The following is a 24005-nucleotide window of genomic DNA, read 5'->3' as shown; positions in this document are numbered from 1 at the left end:
AATTTTCCTTTTCTTGTTAGAAAGAGGTTGCGTCTACTCGTTTAAGAGTGAGACCCAACCTCGTTATTTCTTAGTCTGTATAGTACATAATAGCAAAGGCATTTTTTCCTGTATGTGTTGCAATGACTGGATTCGTATGTAATACGGGAATATCCATGTCTTTAAAGATTGCTTGTAATCCTTCTTTGAATCCATTTGCTAGTTCTAGCCCATCCGCATGAGAAATGCCAATTTGTCGAACATTTGGAATCTTACTTAATTCTGATTTCAATTCGTCAAACCATTTATTAAACGTTTTAACGCCTCGGCCTTTCGCTACAGGAATCAATTCCGTATTTTCAAAGTCCATGACAACTTTCATATTAAAAATGTTTGATAATAATCCTGTTGTACGGCTGATTCGTCCACCTTTAACCAAATTATCCAATGTTGAAATGCCAATGTATAATTTGGTATTTTGTTTGACGCGTTCAATTTCAGCTAAAATTTCTGGAACACCCGCTCCCGCTTGTGCCAATTTTGCTGCTTGAATGACTTGGAAAGACAAACCTTGGTCTGTAAAATCGCTATCAATCACCGTTACTTTACTTGATGATAAGTTGCTAGCTTGACGGGCCGCTTCAACCGTTCCACTTAAGCCTTTTGTCATGTGAATCGAAATTACTTCACTGCCATCTTCACCTAAGCGATCATATAATTCTACAAATTCACCAATTGGTGGTTGACTGGTTTTGGGTAAGGCCTTCGCATTAGCCATCATGTCCATAAATTTTTCGCCTGGCAAATGATCATCATCTGGATAAACAACGCCATCAACCATAATTGATAAAGGCATCATATGGATATTTAATTCATCTCTAAGACTTTTTTCCATCGTACATGAAGAATCCGTTACGATTTTAACGTTTGTCATAAATTTATCACTCTTTCTTTAAAAGGAACCTGTTTTCATGGTAGAATACCATTAAACGGTTAATTATCTAGTTATAGTATAACAGACACTGCCGAATTTTTCATCAAATTAAAATAAAGGAAGTGAATTTATTGGAAAAAACGCATTTCTCAAAAAAATACCTAATCGTGAACGAAGTCTTAAATGCAGTTACACATGGCATAGGCGCAGGTTTAAGTATTGCTGGTTTAGTCATTTTACTTGTTAAAGGGGCTCGTTTAGGCTCACCAATTCACGTGGTATCTTATGCTATTTATGGCTCCATGTTGATTCTACTTTTTTTATCTTCAACGTTATTTCATAGTTTAATTTTTACAAGAGCCAAAAAGGTCTTTCAGGTCTTCGATCATAGTTCTATTTTCTTATTGATTGCTGGCAGCTATACGCCGTTTTGCTTAATTAGTATTGGCGGTTGGTTAGGTTGGACCTTATTTAGTTTAGTCTGGTTAATCGCCATCGTCGGTATTGTCTATAAATCCCTCACGTTGCATAAACAAGAAACAGTGAAAAACATTTCAACGATTATTTATATTGTTTTAGGTTGGCTCTGTATCATCGCTGCTCGTCCGTTATATGAATCTCTTGGATTTACAGGAACAGCGTTATTGGTCGCAGGAGGCGTGTCTTACACATTAGGTGCAGCCTTCTATTCATTGAAAAATGTGCGGTTTATGCATGTAGTTTGGCACTTGTTCGTCATGCTTGCAGCGATCCTCATGTATTTTTCTGTTCTCTTTTATACGTAATCACAGCACAATAAGAACACGATGCTCAAAGCATCGTGTTCTTTTATTGCCCTAAATCTCTTTATTATAAAGGATTATTCTTCTTTTCGAATTATTTTAACATAAATTAGTAGAAAAGACTTTACAAAACGAACATACATTCGTATAATAACAATACGAACACTAGTTCGAATCAAATGAAGAGGTGATACACATGGAAGCAATTCGTCGTGTTGGATTTTTATTTTTTGTATTGGTTATAGGTATTTTTTTGGGAACATTAGGATTACGTCTTGCTTTTATGATCGTGACGCCGTTATTTATTCTTTGGTTTATGTCATGGGATGAGAAGCGTTATACACGTACACGTAAACAACAGCAAGCAAGATACGTTTATCGTAAGTTCCCTTAATAAATAATAAAACGGTGTGTTCCCCCCAAGCTATGCTCCGTTTTTATAAATATGTCAAAGAAAGAGCGAAGGATTAAATTCCTTCGCTCTTTCTAATTAAATTAGATTAGTATTCCATTAAGGTAACAATATCGTAGCCATCAATTTTATCGCGGCCATGTAAATCCATTAATTCAATTAGGAACGCACAACCAACCACAATACCACCTAATTGTTCGACTAATTCGATGGTTGCTTTAATTGTACCACCAGTTGCTAGCAAGTCATCACAAATCAACACACGTTGACCTGGTGTGATGGCATCTTTGTGCAACGTTAATGTATCTGAACCATATTCTAAGTCATAAGTCACTTCGATGGTTTCACGAGGAAGTTTTCCTTTTTTGCGAACCGGAGCAAAGCCAACCCCTAATTCATAAGCCACTGGACAGCCGACAATAAAGCCACGAGCTTCCGGTCCTACAACCATATCAATTCTTTTTTCTTTCGCGTAATCCACGATTTGTTTCGTTGCTTCACGATAGGCATCCCCATTAGCCATTAATGGAGAAATGTCACGGAACACGATCCCTTTCTCAGGATAATCTGGAATGCTTGCAATGTAATCTCTTAAATCCATTTTTATTTGTCCTCCTCATTCCACAGCCATTGTTGTATTGTTTGACAATCACTGTAAAGTAGAAATTCTTCTGTTTTTATTTTTTTCAATCGTTGTTGGTACACTTGACTTTCAGTCAATGGTCGATTGTCGGGTTTCTCAATACTGTTTAAAACACCGCTTTCTATTGTAACAAATCCTAAGTCAAAAAACACCTGTATCATGAAAATTAATAATTTTTCTTGGATATTTAAGTAATTTGCCACCTTCGATAGCTGAGAACGTAGATTTACTTCTTTTTGCTGCAAAATAAATTTATACAATGTTGCAAATTGTTCACGTGAAGCCATACCGTTTAAATAAGCTTCTTCTGGTGAAATAAACATCATGTATATACGTTGTATCTCAGTTGCTTCAACAATTTCTTTAACCGTGATTGATTCCACAGGACAGTCGACAAAAACCAGTTGTTCGATTTGATTTTGAGAAACAGCTTCCACCAATTCTTCTTGGTTTGACCAAACAATAATATTAGCGGTTGGATCTGAAATGAATTTTTGATTTTTTTCATCAAATAAAAGATAAGCTGTTGCTTCTGAAGGAATTGGTTTCGTTTGATTATTTTTGCCACGAAAATCAAATAATTGTCTTCCCGATACAGCAAAATCAGTCACCATTAATTGTGGTTTCTTACGACCATTCCATTCATTGATGGAAAGTTGGCCTGCCACATCGGCGGTTCCTTGTGCTAGTTCATCCGCTTGAGGCCCCATTTGAAAAGCAATTGCATCCAATTGTGCCCCTTCTTGATTCATTTGAAATTTCAGATGTGCATTATCTGCACCAATTTGCCGAATTTGCGTAGGCGTGATTTCCTTAAATACAAAAGTTGGCACAGTATTATCAGTCCCAAAAGGCGCCAAAATACGCAATTGATCAATAAAAGTAGTCGTTGCCTGCGATACCGCTAAGCTCTCACTAATGAGCAACTCTTGTCCATTAGCCATATCAATTTGATTTTTTTCAATAAAGTGTGCCAAATGTTCTTGAACAAAAGGAATATTTTCAACAGGTAAAGTCATTCCCGCTGCCATATGATGCCCACCAAAATGAGTGAATTGCTCACGCACTTCGTTCAACGCCTCATAGAGATTCAATGCGCTAATGCTACGTCCAGAGCCTTTAGCGGTCGTACCAGATTCATCTATTGCTAAAATAATGGTTGGTTTCCCCGTTTCTTGCATAATGCGGCCCGCGACAATCCCTAAGACGCCTTCATGCCAGCCTTGTTTCGCTAAAATATGGACCGGCGCATTCGGGTCGATTAAATCCAGCGCTTCTTTGGCAATCGTCGTTACAATGTCTTTTCGTTCATTGTTTTGTTGATCGATATATTTAGCGATTTCCAGCGCTTGTTCTTCATCAAATGTAGTCATCAATTCAACACCTGGTGCGGCTTCCCCTAATCGACCTAATGCGTTTAAACGAGGTCCAATGGTAAAGCCAATTGATTCTTCTGAAACAGCTTCCTTTTTCACACCCGCTTCTTGTAATAAAACGTCTAAACCAATTCGATCACCAGTTTGAATCATTTGAAGGCCCATTTTGACAAACGTTCTATTTTCATCGGTTAATGAAACCAAGTCAGCAATTGTCCCAATTGCTACCAAATCTAATAACTCAATTGGCAATTCACCAAGTAACGCAGTAGCGACTTTGAAAGCCACACCAACACCAGCTAAATCTCCAAAAGGATAGTCACCTTGCGGATGTCTAGGGTGGACAATCGCAAAGGCTTCTGGTAATTGTTCAGGCAATTCATGATGGTCAGTAACGATTACATCTACCCCTTGAGCCATAGCGTAGCTAATTGCTTCATGTCCGGCTACACCATTATCAACGGTTACAATTAATTGGACTCCTTGTTCAATTTGTTCAGCAAATACGTCTTTATTAGGTCCATATCCATGAACAAAACGATTCGGTAGAAAGTACTGAACCATGCCACCGACTAATTCGATTGCTTCTTTCATAACCGTGGTACTAGTGATGCCATCTGCATCATAATCCCCATAGACAAGGATTTGTTCACCCGCTTCGACGGCTTGCTGGATACGGGCTACCGCTTTCTCCATATCATGCATTAAGAACGGATCATAAATATCTTCGATAGTCGGATGTAGAAACTTACGTAATGCTTCTTCTGTCCGGATATTGCGGTGCCATAAAAGTTGGCCAATTAATGGATTAATTTCTTCTTTTTTTAATTGTTCTATAAATTCTACAGGTAATTCTGTCTTTGTCTGTAACTGCCATTGATAGTTTGATTTTTTCACGACGTCACTCCTAACCAAGTAATTATAGCAAAATTTTTCCAAAAACTAAAGAAAGCATTTTTTTAAATCTGAGAAAAAAACTGTGATATCTGTTAGATAAATAGCAGATATCACAGTTTTATTTTAAAAGAAACTTAGCGATAAAGTCTCTTCCTTATTTTTGTTCCTCTTCATTCACACGAGGTTTCACATAACGATCAATACGACTACCTGACACAGGCGTTGCGTCTACTTCTGTGTTTGATGTTTGTTCGTTGACCACTGGTTCTGAGACTTGTGGTGCTGCCGCTTGTTTGGCTTGCAAATCAGCCAATTGATTATCAAAAGAACGTTGAACTTTTTCCGTTTCTTCTTTGACTAATTTATCCATATCATTTTTATAAATATCCAACTCTTTTTGTACAGCTTTTAATTCTTTACGTTGGTTCCAAATAGTGGTTGTGGAGGTTAGTAACCCAACTAGTGCGCCAATAATTGCAGAACCTAAAATAATTAAGATTAACGGTCCACTAATTTTAGTAAAACCAAAGTTTACTGGAACAGCTTGATTATTTAAAACAGCAAAAATAACAACAATTAAGACCAACACAAGGCCCAAAATAACACGCCATTGATTTTTCATGACTTGATCGACTCCTTTATTTTTTATTTAAAATATTTCCCGCTATGAAATCTCCTAAATGTGGAAACAATGTATAAAAGCGGGCAGCTGCTTCCATGACAAACGGACGATTAATCTCACGTCGAGAAGTCCCCATACTCCCAACCACTTCTTTCGCTAATTTCGTAGGGTCCAAAACAATTTTATCCACCGCAGCTAGATAAGTGCCTGTCGGGTCCGCTTTATCAAAGAATTCTGTTTGGATTGGTCCTGGATTGACAGTCGTTACTGCTACACCCAACGGTTTCAATTCTAAACGTAAAGCATTTGAAAAACCTAACACAGCAAATTTCGTTGCAGAATAAACGGTTGATTTAGCTGTAGCCATCTTCCCAGCCATTGAAGCAACGTTGATAATATGTCCTTGCCCAGCTTCAATCATTTTAATAGCTACTTTTTGAGTAAACGTCATCATTCCTAGAACGTTGACATCAAACATTTGGCGTGCAACAGCCAAGTCAATTTCAACAAAATTTTCAAACAAGCCAAAACCAGCATTGTTGACTAAAACATCTATAGGACCAACTTCTGCTGAAATAGCTTCAACCACACGTTCAACACTTTCTGGATCGGCAATATCTAATTGATAAGAAAATGCTTCTCGTCCGCTTAAAGTGGCACACTGCTCGCGAACTTTACCAATCAAATTAATTCTGCGGGCGCAGACAACGACGACCGCTCCTTGTTTAGCTGCTTCATAACAAATTTGTTCACCTAAACCAGCTGAACCTCCAGTTACGACAACGACTTTATTTGTTAAATCCATCTAAGCTCCTCCTTCATTGGCAAATGGAATCTCAATGATATCCATATCTTTCACGATTTTTGTATTGGGGAAAATTTCTTGGGCTTCTTCTTGAAGCTGATAGGCCTCTTTGGTTAAATAACGGGCACTAATATGCGTTAAGATAAGTTGTTTTACTTGCGCTTCTTTTGCAACTTCAGCTGCTTGTTGACTGGTTGAGTGGAAGTAGGCTTTTGCCATTTTTGCTTCGTGTTTATTAAACGTACTTTCATGGACTAAAACATCCGCTCGTCGTGCTAAGGTTACACTATTTTTAGTTTTGCGAGTGTCTCCTAAAATCGTCACGATTCGTCCAGGTTTACGCTCTCCCACAAACGCTTGTCCATTAATTTCCTGTCCATCAAAAACAATCGTTTCACCACGTTTGAGTTTGCCATACAACGGCCCAGAAGGAATCCCTAAAGCTTGAAGTTTCTCTACTTGTAATTCTCCTTCATGCGCTGCTTCCTCAATTCGATAGCCAAAGCTCGTGATGCCATGGTCCAAGATATTACAGCGAACAGTGAATTGTTTATCTTTAAAAATAACGTCATTTTCTTTCGTTAATTCAATAAATTTCAGTGGATAGGACAACCGCGATTGCGAGACCCGTAAAGAAGTTTTAACAAAATCAGCAATCCCAACTGGTCCATAGATTTCTAAAGGTTCTGTCCCGCCCTGAAAAGAACGACTACTTAACAAACCAGGTAAACCAAAAATATGATCCCCATGTAAATGTGTAATAAAAATCTTTTCAATTTTTCTTGGGCGAATACTACTTTTTAAAATTTGCAATTGCGTCCCTTCACCACAATCAAAGAGCCAAACTGCATTTCGTTCATCTAATAATTTCAACGCAATTCCTGTGACATTGCGATGTTTTGCTGGTACACCAGCGCCTGTTCCTAAAAATTGTATTTCCATCTGCTACCATACTTTCTTTTAAACTTCCTTTTTATTTTAGAAGAAGTTTGCTCCTTTAGCAAATAATAATTTATCTATTTTCTCAAAGTTTTCTTCTTAGTTTACCGTATTTTACGATAAAATAACAAATAATTAGCAAACTACCATAAAAAACCGTGATTTCTTAGTATTTTAAAAGACTGTTTCCCTTTATTCAGAAAACAGTCTTTGATCCTTATTCTTCTTTCGATGTCGCTTCTTTATGTTGTTCTTTTTTTGCTTGCCACGATTGTTTCGCTTCATTTGCAACTTCGTTCGCATCGTTAATTTCTTGTTGGACTTCCTCTAAATCAAGCCGCGTGATTTCGCCACCTAAGTCAAACATAATCAATTGGTTGAGCGGACGGTTGTCTTCTTCTTCTGCAATTAATAATAATCCCGTTTGTCCTTCATCAATCTTTTGAATCACATGTTCAAAAACCGTTTGTGCTTCTTGAATTTCTTTGGCGTCTTTGCTTGCACCATACATACTTCCAGCAAACCAGCCAAAAAGAATGCCCAGAGGACCACCTAATATGCCTACTAGCATCCCAATCATGCTATCTTTTGATGTATGATTGTTGCCTGTAAAATCGATAAAATCATTGATTTTAAATTGATGCTGGCCATCATTAACATGCGTAACAACCGCCATTTGCTCACCTTTAAGCTGTCTTTCTGCCTGCATCTTTTTTATTTCGGAAAATGCTTGGTACGATTTACTTTCAATATCAAAGTTCATAATGATAATTCGTTTTGCCATACAAATCGCTCCTTTATTCTGGATACATCTATTTTAGCAAGAAAGGCCTGTCTCTAGCAATGAAAACTTTTTGGTTATGTATAAAAAAAGAAGATAGCTAGGCTACCTCCTTGTTAATGCTTATTTACCATCAAGAATATTTAAGCGGACCTTTTTCGGACCATCGATACGTACACTATAAACAATTGTCCGAATTGCTTTTGCAACACGCCCTTGTTTACCAATGATACGTCCAATATCTTCTTTGGCCACAGTCAAATTATACTCGAGGAAATCAGTTGATTCCTCAATTTCTAATGAGACTGCTTCAGGTTGACTGACTAACGGACGGACAATAGTTAAAATTAACTCTTTCACATCTGCCATATTCAATCACCTTATTTCTTAACGTTTTTAGCTTCATGATGTTTTTTCATAACGCCTTCTTTTGAAAGGATGTTACGAACTGTATCAGAAGGTTGCGCACCTTTAGATAACCAATCTAAAACTAAATCTTCTTTTAAAACTACTTCTGCAGGGTCTTTCAAAGGGTTGTAAGTACCTACAGTTTCGATGAAACGTCCATCACGAGGAGAACGAGAATCAGCTACTACAATACGGTAAAAAGGACTCTTTTTAGAACCCATACGTTTTAAACGAATTTTAACTGCCATTATTAAATACACCTCCATTAACTTAATCACAAGAGTTAGTTTAACAGATTAACAACAACCTGTAAAGAGTTTTTTCTTGACACCTTTACTTTTTTTCAATTTTTTTAGCCAATTTGCAGGAAAACAAACGAAATAATGAAGAATTTTTACAAAATTTGATAATAGTTGTACTGGTTTCTCACTTGAAAGCCTTCTGTTTGATAGAGATGAAGCGCTGCTTGATTTTCTGTTTCAACTTCTAAAAAAATAGTCGCTGAGGCTGACTTTTCTAAAATCATTCGGAGCGCAGACTGTAACACTTGACGGCCAAGACCGCGACCTCGTTGCGTTTTTGTCACAACAAAGCCATAAATCCCCCATTCGTTTTCAAAATGATCCAAACGTAGCGTGGCTAAAAGTTGATTGTTTTCTTTATAAATAAGTGTTCGTTGAAGGTCCTCCGGCAAAGGCGTACCTTCTAGTAACCTAGCCAAGGAATGCAAATCAGCCGCTTGTGGTCGGAGAAGTGTCAGCTTCGCCAACGCCTGTGAGTAAGTTTCTCTTTGAAAAACCAGATACTGTTCTGAAAAAGCTGGCACAATTCCTTGTCTATTAAAATAATTCAGGCCAACAGATTGCTTGTCGTCCATCACGAGAAAGACTTCTTTCATTCCCCACAAAGCTGCTTGCTTTTCGAGTTCTTGAACAAGTTCTTCAAAAAATGGCCCTACATTTGGCGCAACAATCGTCGCTTCCAAGGTTTCCCCATCAAAACAATACCCTACGATATACGCTTGAATGGCTTGTCCCTTCCTGTATAAACCATAATAAGTATAAGCTGATTCCTCAGGAAATGTTTGTTCCAATTTATAAAAAGTTCCTTGTTTAATCATTTCCTTGTTTCTTAATTCAGTCAATGTTTGTTTCTCCGACGGTGTTAATTGTCGGCGCCAATTTATTTTTTTATTCAAGCAGTTGCTCCTTTACTCATCCTTTTACTAGCTATTATACGTGAAGTTACGAAGTTCAACAATGTACAAGGATAAAACGTTTGCGCTTTTTTTGAAAAAGTACTATCATAAAGTAAGTAAAAGAAAAATGGAGGGATTTACATGACAAAAAAAATTGGTATTTTTGTAGGGAGTTTAAGAAAAGATTCATTTAACAAATTGGTAGCAAAAACAATGGCGGACTTATTTCCAGCTGATTTCGAACCTGTTTTTATTAACATTGGTGATTTAGAATTATACAATCAAGATTTGGATGATGAAGGAACCCCCACCGAAGCTTGGACAACATTCCGTGAAGAAGTTAAACAAGTAGATGGCGTAATGTTTGTAACACCAGAATATAACCGTTCAGTACCAGCTGTTTTAAAAAATGCATTGGATGTCGGTTCACGTCCGTATGGCGAAAGCGTTTGGGATAAAAAACCAGGACTTGTGGTGAGTGTTTCACCAGGTGCAATTAGCGGATTTGGTGCGAACCATCATTTAAGACAATCATTAGTCTTCTTAAATGTTCCAACTTTACAACAACCTGAAGCCTATATTGGCGGTATTACGAACTTAATTGGTGAAGATGGTAAAATTATTGATGGCACTGTTGGCTTCTTACAATCAATTGTAGATGCTTACGTGGATTTCTTTAATCGCTTAACTGCCTAATTGAATCAATCGAGAAAAAGTGAGGCAACTTTTTACAGGTTGTCTCACTTTTTTTATTTTTTTGCTTGACCCTCTCGTTACGTAAAGGTTTATGATAGATTTTGTCAGGAGGAATGAATGATGGAATATACAATAAAAAAAATGGCTTCACTATCTGGCGTCAGTGCACGGACGTTACGATATTATGATGAAATTGGTCTTCTTCAACCAGCCAGAATTAATTCTTCTGGTTATCGAATTTACGGGCAAGCCGAGGTGAATCGTTTGCAACAAATTCTTTTTTACCGTGAATTGGATCTGAAACTAGATGAAATTAAAGAAATTTTGGAGCAACCTGACTTTAATGTTGAACAGGCTTTATACGAGCATCAACAAAAACTATTGGAAAAGCGCAATGAAATTGATCGTCTTTTAGCCTCTGTTCAACAAACCTTACACCATTACAAAGGAGAGATAAACATGTCAGATCAGCAAAAATTCGAAGCATTCAAACAACAACGAGTTCAAGAAAACGAAGAAAAATATGGTAAAGAGATTCGGGAAAAATATGGCAACGAAACGATTGAACAAGCCAACAAAAAATATTTAAACTTGACGGAAAAAGACATGCAAGCAATGCAGAACGTGGAAAAAGATTTATTTTCTAAGTTAGCCATGTATCAAAAATCACCCAAGTTGACTAGGCAACTTGCGCAAGAAATTTTCCAATTACACAAAGATTGGTTAATGTACTCTTGGTCAAGCTATTCGCCAGAAGCACACAAAGGGTTAGGCCTTATGTATGTTGGCGATGAACGATTTACGTCATATTATGAACAACACGGTGCTGGTTTTGCCGAAGCATTAAACGCAATTATCCAAAACTACGCTTAAACAGAAAGTGCGCCATTAGTCTCTTCGACTGATGGCGCACTTTCTGTTTCTTCCAATAATTAACTAAAGCCTGTTTATCTTTTTTTCTTTTTCTTCTTTTTGTTTTTCTTCATCATACGATTCATGGCCATTTTACCTAGCTTGCCTTTAACGCCGCCACCTAACATTTGATCCATACCAGGAATGTTCATATCCCCTTTGGACATTTGTTGCATCATTTTTTTGGATTCTTTAAATTGTTTAATCATACGATTGACTTCAACCACACTATTTCCTGAACCAGCTGCAATTCTGCGGCGGCGACTAGGATTTAATAGATCAGGATTTTCACGTTCTGCAGGGGTCATTGATAAGACCATCGCCCGTTTCCGTGCCACATCTTTTGGATCGACTTTGACATTTTCAATACCAGGCATGTTACTCATTCCAGGGATCATTTTTAATAAGTCTTCAATCGGTCCCATGCCCATAACTTGATCCAATTGCTCAATGAAATCGTTAAAGTCAAAACTGTTTTCTTTCATTTTTTGAGCAAGTTCTTCTGCTTTTTTCTCATCGTAATCTTGTTGCGCTTTTTCAATTAGCGTCAACATGTCCCCCATACCTAGGATACGACTCGACATACGATCGGGATGGAAAATTTCTAAATCGGTTAATTTTTCACCAGAACCGACAAATTTAATCGGAGCGCCCGTTACTGCCCGAATTGACAGCGCAGCCCCCCCACGAGTATCGCCGTCCATTTTGGTAATAACAACCCCAGTAATTCCAAGCTGTTCATTAAAACTATCTGCAACGTTGACAGCATCTTGCCCCGTCATCGCATCAACAACTAACAGAATTTCATTGGGATCAGCCAACTCTTTAATTTGTTTCAATTCGTCCATTAAAGCTTCGTCAATGTGTAAACGGCCGGCCGTATCAATTAAGACATAATCATTTTTCTTTTCTTTTGCTAATGCTAACCCTTGACGAACAATTTCCACTGGATTAGCATCTGTTCCCATATCAAAAACGGGAACTTCTAATTGTTGACCTAAAACCTTCAACTGATCAATCGCTGCTGGACGATAAACGTCACCAGCGATTAAAAGCGGACGAGCGTTTTCAGTTTTCATTAAGTGTTTTGCTAATTTACCAGTAAAAGTTGTTTTACCAGCCCCTTGTAACCCTGTCATCATAATCACTGTCGGGATTTTTGGAGATTTATTCAGTTCAACCGTTTCTGAACCTAACGTTTTCGTTAATTCTTCATCAACAATTTTTACAATTTGTTGGGCGGGTGATAAGCTTTCTAATACTTCGACTCCTACTGCCCGTTCTCTGACACGTTTTGTGAAATCTTTGACCACTTGTAAATTAACGTCGGCTTCTAATAAAGCCAAACGGATTTCTCGCATCATTTCTTTTACGTCGGCTTCGGAAACTTTTCCCTTACGACGGATTTTACTCATTGCCTGTTGTAGGCGGTTTGTTAAACTCTCAAAAGCCATAGTTTCATTCCTCTATTTCTTGAATTTGTTCAATATATTTTTTGATTTCACTATCTTTGGGATAAGTTTCTTGAACATACTGCTGTAGTTGTTCAAGATATTCTTTCCGTACAACATAGTTTGAATAAAGATGTAACTTTTTTTCATATTCTTCTAAAATTTTTTCGGTTCGTTTAATGTTATCATAAACCGCTTGGCGACTAACCTCATATTCTTCCGCAATTTCTCCTAAAGAAAAGTCATCAGCATAGTAAAGCTCCATATAATTCATCTGCTTTTCCGTTAATAATGTCGAATAAAATTCAAATAACGCATTCATGCGGTTTGTTTTTTCCATTTCCATGAGCCGTGCTCCCATCTTCAATCCCTTATAGGTTACCGATTTCATAGGGAATAGTCAATCTTTTTTTACTAAGTTTTTACCTTTTAAAAAGAAATGTCCGCAAGTTGCCATGTTTCTTCAGAATAAACGGTCATTCCTTGTTGAATAAAATAAGCAGTTGCGACTCCAACTCCAGCTTTTTTAATGCCAGAAAATTGTCCATCATAAATCAGCTGGCTGCCACAGCTGGGACTTTTTTCTTTCAAGATCAAGGTTGTAATTTGTTGAGTTTTTAATTTTTGATACGCGCGCTGTGCCCCTGCTTTAAACGCCTCAGTGACATCTTCCCCATTATCCGTATATACATAAGCAGTATTCGCCCAAACATCAAAGCCGTCCCCGCCAATGATTTCTGCTGGCGGACGTGGAATGGGCAACTCTCCTAAAACTTCGGGACAAATCATTATTGCTTTTCCATTAGTTACAAGTTGTTTTAACGCTTCTTGTTCTTGAGATTTTCCATCGTAACGGCAACAAATCCCACCTAAGCAACTACTAATACCAATCATTCGCTTCTCCTCATTTCATTTCTCTATTATACCATGAGTTGACTTTTCTCAAAAGTAGCATTCTCGCTTACTTTAAAGTACGTTCTTCCTCTAAAAATATGTTAAACTAACAATAGTGAAATATACACTTATTTTCAGAAATTTCTTGAAGGAGTTATGTAAATGAAAAAAGTTCTTGTCGTCGATGATGAACCATCGATTTTAACTTTGTTAACCTTTAATTTGGAAAAAGAAGGCTATCAGGTGACTACTTCCGAAGATGGTAAAAACGGCTTCGAATTAGCTTTGTCTAATCAATATGATTTTATAATTTTAGATGTAATGCTTCCTGGTATGGATGGCTTAGAAATTACCAAAGCACTTCGTCGAGAAAAAATTGACACGCCTATTTTGATTTTAACTGCCAAAGATGAACAAGTAGATAAAATCATTGGCTTGGAAATTGGGGCAGATGATTATTTAACAAAACCTTTTAGTCCCAGAGAAGTCCTAGCACGCATGAAAGCTATTTTTCGTCGTTTAAAACCTACCACGACCGAACCGCTTCAAGAGGACACACCTAAAGCTCCGCTTGTGATTGGCGAGATTCGTGTGGATGAACAAAATTATGAAGTTTTTGTGCGCAATCAGCCCATTGAACTAACACCGAAAGAATTTGAATTACTCGTTTACTTTATGAAACGCAAAGATCGGGTCATTAATCGGGAAACCTTGTTGGAGCGAATTTGGCAATATGACTTCGCTGGACAAAGTCGCATCGTCGATGTCCACATTAGTCATTTACGTGATAAAATCGAGCCCGATCCCAAACGGCCCGTTTACTTAGTAACTGTCCGTGGCTTCGGCTACCGTTTTCAGGAGCCAAAACGATGAAAAAGAGACTGCGGATTGAATATTTTTTAGTTGCGGCAGTCATGCTTTTATTATTTGTCGGGAGTATTGCAGCGACCAATTTTTTCTTTCAAAAAGAAATGGTTGCTCAGCAAGAAACCTATTTAAGAAGAAAAAATACCCTTTTAACAGACCAGTTGCCCCCTTCCGTTTTCGAAAAAGGACAACTGACAAACCAACAACAACTCCTTGTCACCCATGCGTTAGATGATGCAGAAGAACGGGTAACTTTGTTGCAAAAAAATGGTACCGTCTTTTTTGACAGCAGCCAAAATGAACCGCTAGAGTCGCACAAAAAACGACCTGAAATCGCTGCGGTTCTATCAGGAGCTACCTATGGTTCAGCTTTACGAAAGAGTAAAACGTTAAATAAAGAACTTCTGTACGTTGCCACGCCTGTTTTAAAATCAGGAGAAATCGTTGGCATTATTCGGATTTCGGAACAAACCGCGCTATTTTCTAAAAATATTCAATCTTTTCGTCGCTATATTATCTTTACATTTGGCATTTTGTTCCTACTAATTACCTTGTTTATCTTTTTATTGTTACGGCAAAAAAATCAACCGCTAGTGACTGTCTTACCGATTCTGAAACGAATGCTTAAACATCCAGATGAAAATCGATCCATTATCCAGCAATCTTCTGAATGGAATGAACTTTACGAAACTATTAACTTACTGAGTCAACAAGTAAGTCAAACGTATAAAGCGTATACGTCTGCGGATGAGCAATTTCACGAACTTTTAGATGAGTTGATGATTGGTGTCTTTATCATTGATACGCAAGGACGGCTTCGTCTGTTGAACCCTAAAATGCAGGAAATGTTAGGACTCTCTGCTAAAAATATGCAAAGCAATTATCTTGAAGTGATTCAAGACGCCGATTTGATTCATTTAATCCATCAAGTCGTTGCTGAAAAAAACAGTTTACATCAAGAAATCACTGTGACACAAGGACCCACACCTTTACGCTTAGATCTTTCTCTTCGTTACTTGGATGATCAAAGCGCCAATGATTATCAAGTGTTAGGAATTGCCTATGATTTAACGCGCGTTCGCCAACTAGAAAAAATGCAAAAAGATTTTGTATCAAACGTGTCTCATGAATTAAAAACGCCTGTCACTTCTCTTTTGGGCTTTACCGAGACACTCATAGACGGTGCCAAAGAAGATCCGGAAGTCCTTGATCAATTTTTGCACATCATGCAAAAAGATGCCCAGCGTCTGCAACAATTAATTCAAGAAATTTTAGAACTTTCTCGGGGCAGCGCAACAATTCCTTATGCAGAACAAGAAATTACTTTAGAAAAATTTATTACAGAAATTCTCGGCTCTTATCAGCAACAATTGGTAGCAAAACAGCTGAAAACAGTCGTTCATGGTCTGCCAGAGAGCCAGTTTTTCACCAAATACGAATTGTTTTATCCAATCGTGAAGAATCTAATTGAAAATGCCATTCAGTATTCCCAAGAAAATGGTCAGATTACTATTTCTTATGCTATAGAAAATCAGCAATTACGTTTATCTGTTCAAGATACTGGCATTGGCATTAGTCAAAAAGACCAAGAACGGATCTTTGAACGGTTCTATCGTGTCGATAAAGCACGTAGCCGTCATTCTGGTGGCACCGGTCTAGGTCTAGCCATTGTCCAAAATTACACAGAATTATTAGGCGGTAAAATCGCCATTGATAGTCACTTAGGCTTAGGGACCACTTTTACAATCACCTTGCCTTTAACAAAAAAAGAAGCCTAAAAAAACTCAGCCAATCCTGTTTATTGGCTGAGTTTTTTTGTTTATTTTTCAGTTACTTTTCCATTTACATCACGTTCTACTTGCATATCTGTGATGGCTAAATAACCTAAGTCTTTGACAATTGTTTTTTGAACATCATCGGTGACCATATAGTCTAAGAAGGCTTTTACTTCTTTATTAGGCTCCCCTTTTGTATACATATGTTCATAAGACCAGATTTTCCATGAATTGTCTTTCACGTGTTCTTCTTTTGGTTCAACACCATCAATGCTTAAGGCAACGGTGGAATCATCCATATAAGAAAAAGCTAAATAGCTGATTGCTCCTGGTGTTTGTTCAACAATTTTACGAACTGTTCCCGAAGAATCTTGTTCTTGTGATTGAACTGGTTTAGCTCCATCTAAGCCCCATTTTTCAAATGTTGCTCGGGTGCCACTTCCGTTTGCGCGGTTTATTACGACGATTTCTTGATCTTTGCCGCCCACTTCTTTCCAGTTTTTGACTTTGCCAGTAAAGACATCAATCAATTGTTGCTTCGTTAAATTCTTCACGCCGACTTCTTTGTTGACCACTGGTCCCATACCAACCACGGCCACCCGATGATCGACTAATTTAGAGGCATCCACGCCATCTTTCTCTTCGGCAAACACATCGGAATTTCCAATGGTCACTGCGCCATCTGCAACTTGCGAAAGTCCTGTTCCGCTGCCGCCACCTTGGACAGAAACTGTATAATTAGGATGTTCTTGTGTAAATTGATCTTTCGCAGCATCTACTAACGGTTGTAAAGCGGTGGAACCAACAGCGACAATTTTAACTGGTTTGTTACTATCCGCTTCGCTGGATTTTTCAGTTGTGCCTCCTTGAGCTCCGCACCCAGTTAATAATAACCCTAGACTCAGCATAGTTGCTGCAATTACACGTTTTTTCATCTTTGCACTTCCTTTTCAATTAGTTACAAGTTTAGTCTACCAAGACTCTGTTAATTCTGTTTCAATTAAATGTAAATAAAAGGTAAAGGTGTGTAAAGAATCTATAAAGGCTAGTGCGTTACGCGTTGTGTCGCCATGTAATGTGCAATTCGTTCCATGGCCGTTGTTAATTTATCCATATCGGACGCATAACTAATCCGGACGTATCCTTCTGCTTCTGGACCAAAAGAAATACCTGGAATCAACGCTACTGCTTCTTTTTGCGCTAAATCAATACAAAATTTCATAGAATCTTGTTCATAACCAGTAGGAATCTTAGCAAAAATATAAAAGGCCCCATTTGGACGCGCAACTTCAAACCCCAATTGAGTCATCTGTTCATAAACAAAATCGCGCCGTTTCCGATACTCTTCTTTCATAATTTCAGCATCATGCATTCCTTCGATTAAGGCACGAACAGCCGCTTTTTGAGACACTGTTGCAGCTGCAGTAACTAAATACTGATGAACTTTAATGATCTCCGCTGTTAAAATCGCTGGTGCAAAAATAAAGCCAATCCGCCAGCCTGTCATGGCATGTGATTTCGACAAACCGTTAATTAAAATCGTTTGGTCACGTAACATTTCAGCAATCGAAACATGACTCTCATCATAAGTTAACTCACTATAAATTTCATCGCTAATCACAAAAATGTCGTATTTTTTTAGAACATCAGCAATTGCTTGCAACTCTTGGCGGTTATAGGTGACACCAGTTGGGTTGCTAGGATAATTTAAAATAATTGCTTTGACTTGTTCCCCATGCTCGGCCATTGCCGCTTCAATCATTTCAGGGGTCAAGACAAAATCGTTGTCTCGTGTGTCCAAATATACCGGCTCCGCCCCCGCCAATGTAATAATTGGTTCATACCCTGGGTAAATAGGTGCTGGCAATAGCACTTTGTCACCTTGTTCTAAAATTGCTAATAACGAAGCTGAAATCGCTTCTGTTGCTCCAACTGTTACTAAAATTTCTGTCGCAGGCTGGTAAGTCAAATGATACTTTTCTTTCATAAAATAAGCGGCTGCTTCACGGACATCTAATAAACCAGACATCCCTGTATAATGAGAAAAATTCGCATCAATTGCTTCTTTGGCTGCTTTTTTGACATGCTCAGGTGTGTTAAAATCCGGCTCTCCTAGCGTTAATTTTAAAATACCTTCAATTCCTGAGACTTGTTCGTCAAATTGACGAATTAAAGAAACAGCAATTTTATTTACTTGACGATTAAAACGATTGGTTAAATCCATTTAGCTTCACTCCTTCAGTTGACGTTATAGTAGCACAAATTGACCGTAAAATGAATGATTTTCTCATTGTTTCGCTAGATTTTTATTATAAATATCTCAAAAAAACGGCAGAGAAGAAAATAGGAGAACTTTGTCCTTTTCAACAAAGTTCTCCTATTTATTTATTTTTCGAAACGCCATGTCCGAATTTCAAACGGACGTAATGGTGCATCGATTTCTATCGCTGGTGTCAACGGTTCTTCTAATACATTTGTTAAACAAGTCGCTGGTTGTGTCTCTTTGTGAAGTTCACAAGGAATATTTTGCGCTGTTAGATTAAAGCCACGAACGACTAAATGATTTGTTTGCTCTTGACGTTTAACGGCTGTCCAACCAATTGGTCCTTCTGCCGTTGTCAAGTAGACATGGTTCGGTGCTAGTTTACCTTCATGACGCGCAGTAGTAGCTGCAGTAAAAGGAATTTGTGCACTATAGGCTTGTTGATACGTAGCAAAGCGTTCTTCTGGTTTTCCATGCAATGACAAACCATATTTAAAGGTATATTCTCCTTGGCATTGTGCTTCTGGTGTCGCAAAATAGCCCCAATCACCTAGTTCGCCAACACAACGAATTAATGTGACCGCAATGGTTCCATCTGCTAAGACTTCATACTCATTTAAGCCTTCATTAAAGATAGTCACGCCTTTGTTTTGGTCATGAACATTCACAAACGCTTGTTGGTGCTGCGGGTTTGTTGGATTTTCCCATGTGTCGCTTACTTGATTTGGTCGTGTCACGACTTCATAAATACTATCCGCTTCATGTGTTTCTGTGACCATGCCAGTTGGGAAAAGCACGCGTAAACGATGATCTTTGATTTGATTATTAATGGTTGTTTCAAAGAACAATTGGTTACTTTCTTTGATCATTGTAACCACTGTCGTTATTTCGAACGGGCGAAGCGTCGTTGAACGTTGTGCTTGGCGTTCTCTAAACTCACGAACAGCCTTTTGTTCTTCTTCTAATCGTTCATCTGCTGAAACTGGTAACATGACAGTTTGTTTAATTTGATAACTTGCTTTTACAGGGGAATTTTCTTTATTCGTGATTTCAGCCGTTACATTTTCAGTTGTAATTCCTTGGTCTTCGGTCGGTTTGAAAAAGATATATTCATTCCCAATGTCGCCAGTATCTTCAAATGTTAACAATTTTGAAAATGTTTCTCCTGTTTTTTTGTCAGCAATGGTTAAGCTACCATTGTTTTCAATTTTCACTTGAATAAATTCGTTTTCCATTTCATTTATTGCTGGTTGAGCCAAAAGACTTCCTTCAAAAGCTTTCGTTTCTCCTTGAATCAATGCAAAGCTATCCCAAGAGAATGGCGCCATTTCTTTGACAGATAATTCGACCGTTAAGTATTTAGCCATGTACGGTTGGCGGAAAGCATCTTTAGGTAAATCGTAACCAAAACGAACATCTTCTTTGACAATACGGCTTGCAACGGCTTTTCCAGTTGGATCAATCACTTGATAATCTGGGGTGGCTTTTTGTTTTAATTCATGATAAAGATCTTCAGGTTTTCCTGTATAAAATGGCAATCGTTCAATCTCCACTTCCACAGTGACAACCTCCGTTTTCTGATAGCCACTAGTATTAAATAAAACAAACGGGTGCGCTTTTTCTGGGAAAACATTTGTATCAATTGCTTCTGTTAATTGTCGTGTTGCTTCATCTGCTAAGAAATGCCCGACATCATTGGCATTTTCAAAGCGAGTCATCATGCCTCGGTGAACCTCGTCGACAGAACAGCCACAAATACTATCGTGCGGATGGTTTTGAAGCAATGTTTTCCAAGCATAATCAAATTGGTCATGTGGGTAGTCACCAGTTACTTCGTAAGCCATTGCTGCTAAAGGTTCTGCGATATTTTCTAATTGGCGTTGGACTTTTGTGTTCCACTGTTTTAAATAGACGCGAGCAGAAGAAGTATTGGCTAATGTGTACCAGCCATCCGTTTCTTGACTCGTTAATTCACCTGTTACTGTTCCTAAATCTTCTGGTAACTCCTCTTGAACAGCTTTCAAATAGTCATCGAAATTGGAATGAATAAATTCATATTCTGGGAATAGTTCATTGGCTAAAGCGATGGCCTTAGTAATATCTCTTTGTACCGGTTGGTGGTCGACCCCATTCATCATCAATAAATGGTTTGTGGAAGCGTAACGTTCCACATCAGCCAATTTTTGTTTCCAAAAAGCGATTGCCGCTTCTTTTTCTGAAGGAATTTCGTTCCCGTTACTATACCAGTTTGCAAAAAGCAAGCCGAAAATTTTGGTTTGGTCAGGACCTTCCCACCACATTTCAGAATATTGTGAGCTATAGTCGCTTTCTAAGACTTGATTATCAAAGCCAATCGGTTTCACCCCGCGTCCAAAGGCAGCCGCAGGCAGATTTGCTAATTGCATCATTTGAGGCGTTTGACCCATATTCCCAAATGTATCCGGGAAGTAACCTAATTGAACTGGTGCTCCCCATTTTTGACTTTCTAAATGCCCAATCAGCATGTTTCGAACATTGGATTCAGAGCTAATTAAAAAGTCATCTTGTAAAATATAAAATGGTCCGATTTTTAGTTTGCCTGCTTGGACAGCTTTTTTCACGGCTTCTTTTTTCTCTGGGCGAACTTGTAAATAGTCGTCTAAGATAATCGTTTGTCCATCTAAATGGAAACTGTTAAACTCTGGATCATTTTCAATTAAATCTAATACATTATCCACTAATTCAATTAAGCGCATATGATGTTCTTCATAAGGCAGATACCATTCACGATCCCAATGACTATGGGAAACAATATAGACTTTTTTCTTTGTCATCACTTTTCCTCCTATTTTTCCACTCGGATGTCAAAATAATCCATAACTAATTCACAAAACATCATATTAGCCCATGAAAACCATTCTCTTGTATAATTTTCAGGATTATCTACGTCAAAACCTTCATGCATCAAATGAGTCCCCGCATCTGTGGCAACTAATAAATCTAAAATTCGTTCTTTTTCTGCTTTATCTTTGGTTGTCATTCCTTCCATTGCTAAAGCAATCGGCCACACGTAATTTTCTGGTGTATGCGAGCTACCAATCCCTTTCGCGTATTTGCCTTCATAGAAGTAAGGATTTTCTTTACTTAATAAGGTTTGACGCGTTGTTAAATATTGTTCATCCTCTGTTGAACAATAACCCAGATAAGGGGCTGCTACTAAATTGGGAACATTACTGTCATCCATCACGCTTGCATTGCCTAAGCCATCCACTTCATACGCATAAATCGTTTCGTTATTTTGATTTTTTGTTCGTCCAAATGTTTGAATGCCTTCTTCAATCTCTTCTTGTAATTTTTTAGCAATCGCCACAATCGTAGCATCTTCTAAAACATCAGAGAAAATTTCTTGAATATAGCCTAAAATTACGACTGCAAACATATTAGAAGGAACTAAGTAACCATATTGGCAGGCATCATCACTAGGACGGAAGCCTGACCATGTCATCCCTGTTTTGCCAACTGGCGTTCCTTTCCCTGCTTCAACCAACGTATCTTCTTGACGCCACGTATCTCGTTCAAATAAATAAGGTGACTGTGCGTGATCTTGTTCTGTTGTGAAAACGTTGAGAATTTTTTTGACGCCTTCCACAAAATCTGAATTAAATTGTTCGGTCATCCCAGTATTTTTATAAAGTAAATAGGCTAATTGGACCGGGTAACATAATGAATCAATTTCATATTTCCGTTCCCAAATCCAGCCATTCATTTCGGTCTTATCAGTTTGATGGCCTGCATGATTATCTGTTTCATTAAACGCATTGGCATAAGGATCAATGCAAATATAACGAAACTGGCGTTTAACCAAACCAGCAATCATTTGAGCAAGGTCTTCGTCTTCTTTCGCAATCACTAAATAGGGACGAACTTGTGCTGTTGAGTCTCTCAACCACATTGCTGGAATATCGCCTGTTAATAAAAAGGTAGTACCATCTTCTTGACGTTTCACTGTTGTTAGTAAAGTATTGGCAAAGGCCGCCTGAAAGTTTTTTGCCCAATCTTGATGTGCTTCACCGCATTTTTCTGTAATTGTCTCCATAAATGTTGCTACGGATTTTGGAACTTCTGTATAAACCATTCTCGTCACCTCTTAAATTTGATATATCATTTCACAATTGAATTATAGCGTTTACATTTCACTTTGTCTAGTGATTTCGATCATTTTTTTCATTTTAAAACCAATTAATTTATGGTAAACTATAAATAAGATATATCTTATTGTGAGGTGAAATGAATGAAGCAACCATTATATCAACAAATTATTGATTATTTACAAAATGAAATTGATTCAGGGCGATTGCCTGTTGGAGCGCAAGTGCCTACCGAAAAAGAATTATCGGCTCAGTTTAACGTCAGTAGAATTACGTCCAAACGTGCGCTAACTGAGTTGGAAACGCAAGGCGTAATCCAACGTCACCAAGGAAAAGGAAGTTTTGTTCAAGCACCAAAGCATCCTCTTCATACCTCTTTAAATAAAGTTCTTTTTTTATTGCCTTTTGCAGACGATTTATCAGTAGGAAATTTCTATAGCGGTTTGGCCCCTACTATTCAAGCAGCTGGTTTAGAAGTCTTTATGACCTCGCCTAATTTTTTGAGAGAGAAAAATGCTGCGGACATTGTGAATGAGTTTGCCGGGCTTGTCTATTATGCTGCTACTAGTAATGACTACCTCGACTTACTGTTTGAGTTGGCTTTGATGAATTTTCCAGTCGTTGTCTTGGATAAAAAGATCCATGATTTGCCTTTTGCAACCATTCAATCAGACAACTTTGCTGGTGGTAAAACAGCAACCGAACGCTTAATTGGCTTAGGACATACAAAAATTGGATATATCCTTTCAGGAAGTCCGGCGCTACAATCCGTTCGGCAACGTTATTTAGGTTATCTCCAAGCTTTAAAAGAAGCCAATCTGGCGTTTCATACAGCAATCACAGAAACCAATCTCTTAGATAAACACAACTTTAAACAGTATTTTGAGGCGCACCAACTCACAGCCGTGGTCTGCGATAATGACTTCAGCGCGTTACATTGTTTACGAAACTGTAAAAACCTAGGTATTCATGTGCCAAAAGAATTATCGATTATTGGTTTTGACGATATTCAAGCAGCAGCATTTGTCGAACCGCCATTAACAACCATGGCACAAGACTTTAAAGAAATGGGAAAACTAGCTGGCGAAGTGTTATTACAAACGATGCAGCAAGACCTTCAAATCATAGAAGACATTCAAGTGCCTGTCACATTAATTGAAAGAGAAACCATTTCTACTGTTTCAAAATGAGCAAAAAAAGAAGAGCATGGGACAAAAATCACTTTGGATTTTTGCTCCACGCTC

24 protein-coding genes are annotated in these 24005 nt (G+C 38.0%); 7 read left to right on the top strand and 17 right to left on the bottom strand.

What is annotated here, in order from left to right; genetic code table 11:
* Window positions 1-70 precede the first annotated feature (70 nt).
* Entirely contained in the window at window positions 71-913 is an 843-nt protein-coding gene (locus IGK86_RS07320; RefSeq protein ID WP_002357444.1) for a DegV family protein, read from the bottom strand.
* A gap of 131 nt (window positions 914-1044) precedes the next feature.
* On the opposite strand from IGK86_RS07320, the gene trhA reads away from it, so the two are divergent.
* Both trhA and IGK86_RS07310 read left to right on the top strand, forming a co-directional pair.
* Window positions 1045-1698, top strand: coding sequence for a PAQR family membrane homeostasis protein TrhA (gene trhA, locus IGK86_RS07315; protein WP_002357443.1), 654 nt, complete (start codon window positions 1045-1047; stop codon window positions 1696-1698).
* 193 nt (window positions 1699-1891) lie between these two features.
* Window positions 1892-2089, top strand: coding sequence for a hypothetical protein (locus IGK86_RS07310; protein ID WP_002360203.1), 198 nt, complete (start codon window positions 1892-1894; stop codon window positions 2087-2089).
* A gap of 106 nt (window positions 2090-2195) precedes the next feature.
* On the opposite strand, the gene IGK86_RS07305 is transcribed toward IGK86_RS07310, so the two are convergent.
* The 9 genes from IGK86_RS07305 to IGK86_RS07265 all read right to left on the bottom strand — a co-directional run bounded on the left by IGK86_RS07305 (window position 2196) and on the right by IGK86_RS07265 (window position 9776).
* Window positions 2196-2708, bottom strand: coding sequence for an adenine phosphoribosyltransferase (locus IGK86_RS07305; RefSeq protein ID WP_002357441.1), 513 nt, complete (start codon window positions 2706-2708; stop codon window positions 2196-2198).
* A 2-nt stretch (window positions 2709-2710) separates the two neighbouring features.
* Entirely contained in the window at window positions 2711-5023 is a 2313-nt protein-coding gene (gene recJ, locus IGK86_RS07300) for a single-stranded-DNA-specific exonuclease RecJ (protein WP_010713365.1), read from the bottom strand.
* 154 nt (window positions 5024-5177) lie between these two features.
* Complete coding sequence (locus IGK86_RS07295) at window positions 5178-5645, bottom strand: LapA family protein (protein WP_010707540.1); 468 nt, start codon at window positions 5643-5645, stop codon at window positions 5178-5180.
* Between the two features lie 16 nt (window positions 5646-5661).
* Window positions 5662-6450: an SDR family NAD(P)-dependent oxidoreductase gene (locus IGK86_RS07290; RefSeq protein ID WP_010823712.1), complete on the bottom strand. Its 789-nt coding sequence runs from the start codon at window positions 6448-6450 to the stop codon at window positions 5662-5664.
* Complete coding sequence (rnz, locus tag IGK86_RS07285; protein WP_002360200.1) at window positions 6451-7392, bottom strand: ribonuclease Z; 942 nt, start codon at window positions 7390-7392, stop codon at window positions 6451-6453.
* A 214-nt stretch (window positions 7393-7606) separates the two neighbouring features.
* Window positions 7607-8173, bottom strand: coding sequence for a DUF1269 domain-containing protein (locus tag IGK86_RS07280; RefSeq protein ID WP_438742256.1), 567 nt, complete (start codon window positions 8171-8173; stop codon window positions 7607-7609).
* A 120-nt stretch (window positions 8174-8293) separates the two neighbouring features.
* Window positions 8294-8539 carry a KH domain-containing protein gene (locus IGK86_RS07275; RefSeq protein ID WP_002357435.1) on the bottom strand — a complete coding sequence of 82 codons (246 nt, stop codon included), beginning with the start codon at window positions 8537-8539 and terminating at the stop codon, window positions 8294-8296.
* 11 nt (window positions 8540-8550) lie between these two features.
* Window positions 8551-8826, bottom strand: coding sequence for a 30S ribosomal protein S16 (gene rpsP, locus IGK86_RS07270; RefSeq protein ID WP_002357434.1), 276 nt, complete (start codon window positions 8824-8826; stop codon window positions 8551-8553).
* A 146-nt stretch (window positions 8827-8972) separates the two neighbouring features.
* Window positions 8973-9776 carry a GNAT family N-acetyltransferase gene (locus IGK86_RS07265; protein WP_174116540.1) on the bottom strand — a complete coding sequence of 268 codons (804 nt, stop codon included), beginning with the start codon at window positions 9774-9776 and terminating at the stop codon, window positions 8973-8975.
* A 141-nt stretch (window positions 9777-9917) separates the two neighbouring features.
* On the opposite strand from IGK86_RS07265, the gene IGK86_RS07260 reads away from it, so the two are divergent.
* The gene (locus IGK86_RS07260; protein WP_002357432.1) at window positions 9918-10472 is read left to right on the top strand and encodes an NADPH-dependent FMN reductase; all 555 of its coding nucleotides are present in this window, start codon (window positions 9918-9920) and stop codon (window positions 10470-10472) included.
* Window positions 10473-10589: 117 nt separating this feature from the next.
* Window positions 10590-11345 carry a MerR family transcriptional regulator gene (locus IGK86_RS07255; protein ID WP_010707535.1) on the top strand — a complete coding sequence of 252 codons (756 nt, stop codon included), beginning with the start codon at window positions 10590-10592 and terminating at the stop codon, window positions 11343-11345.
* 74 nt (window positions 11346-11419) lie between these two features.
* Here the strand turns inward: IGK86_RS07255 and ffh are convergent, their stop codons facing one another.
* From ffh to IGK86_RS07240, 3 genes are all read right to left on the bottom strand, one after another.
* Window positions 11420-12838 carry a signal recognition particle protein gene (gene ffh, locus IGK86_RS07250; protein ID WP_002361897.1) on the bottom strand — a complete coding sequence of 473 codons (1419 nt, stop codon included), beginning with the start codon at window positions 12836-12838 and terminating at the stop codon, window positions 11420-11422.
* 4 nt (window positions 12839-12842) lie between these two features.
* Window positions 12843-13181 carry a putative DNA-binding protein gene (locus IGK86_RS07245; protein WP_002357429.1) on the bottom strand — a complete coding sequence of 113 codons (339 nt, stop codon included), beginning with the start codon at window positions 13179-13181 and terminating at the stop codon, window positions 12843-12845.
* 83 nt (window positions 13182-13264) lie between these two features.
* A complete protein-coding gene (locus IGK86_RS07240; RefSeq protein WP_002357428.1) occupies window positions 13265-13729 on the bottom strand; it encodes a DUF523 domain-containing protein in 465 nt (154 codons plus the stop codon).
* A gap of 162 nt (window positions 13730-13891) precedes the next feature.
* Here IGK86_RS07240 and IGK86_RS07235 point away from each other — a divergent pair, with 162 nt between their 5' ends.
* On the top strand, window positions 13892-14602 hold the full coding sequence (locus tag IGK86_RS07235; RefSeq protein ID WP_002360193.1) for a response regulator transcription factor: 711 nt from the start codon (window positions 13892-13894) through the stop codon (window positions 14600-14602).
* Window positions 14599-16374: a two-component system histidine kinase PnpS gene (gene pnpS / locus IGK86_RS07230; protein WP_010707533.1), complete on the top strand. Its 1776-nt coding sequence runs from the start codon at window positions 14599-14601 to the stop codon at window positions 16372-16374. Before IGK86_RS07235 ends, pnpS begins: the two co-directional genes overlap by 4 nt.
* Before the next feature lie 41 nt (window positions 16375-16415).
* Here the strand turns inward: pnpS and IGK86_RS07225 are convergent, their stop codons facing one another.
* From IGK86_RS07225 to IGK86_RS07210, 4 genes are all read right to left on the bottom strand, one after another.
* Window positions 16416-17306: a phosphate ABC transporter substrate-binding protein PstS family protein gene (locus IGK86_RS07225; RefSeq protein WP_002357425.1), complete on the bottom strand. Its 891-nt coding sequence runs from the start codon at window positions 17304-17306 to the stop codon at window positions 16416-16418.
* A gap of 110 nt (window positions 17307-17416) precedes the next feature.
* Window positions 17417-18595, bottom strand: coding sequence for a pyridoxal phosphate-dependent aminotransferase (locus IGK86_RS07220; RefSeq protein WP_002365726.1), 1179 nt, complete (start codon window positions 18593-18595; stop codon window positions 17417-17419).
* Window positions 18596-18756: 161 nt separating this feature from the next.
* On the bottom strand, window positions 18757-21447 hold the full coding sequence (locus IGK86_RS07215; RefSeq protein ID WP_016616866.1) for an alpha-mannosidase: 2691 nt from the start codon (window positions 21445-21447) through the stop codon (window positions 18757-18759).
* 11 nt (window positions 21448-21458) lie between these two features.
* Complete coding sequence (locus IGK86_RS07210; RefSeq protein ID WP_002357422.1) at window positions 21459-22748, bottom strand: glycoside hydrolase family 125 protein; 1290 nt, start codon at window positions 22746-22748, stop codon at window positions 21459-21461.
* 156 nt (window positions 22749-22904) lie between these two features.
* On the opposite strand from IGK86_RS07210, the gene IGK86_RS07205 reads away from it, so the two are divergent.
* On the top strand, window positions 22905-23951 hold the full coding sequence (locus IGK86_RS07205; RefSeq protein WP_016616867.1) for a GntR family transcriptional regulator: 1047 nt from the start codon (window positions 22905-22907) through the stop codon (window positions 23949-23951).
* The last annotated feature ends 54 nt before the right edge of the window (window positions 23952-24005 follow it).

This window comes from Enterococcus sp. DIV1206 (assembly GCF_051712485.1).
GTDB classification, from domain to species: Bacteria; Bacillota; Bacilli; order Lactobacillales; family Enterococcaceae; genus Enterococcus; species Enterococcus faecalis.
Note: the sequence above shows the minus strand (reverse complement) of the source record. Positions and strands in the feature narration are given on the sequence as shown.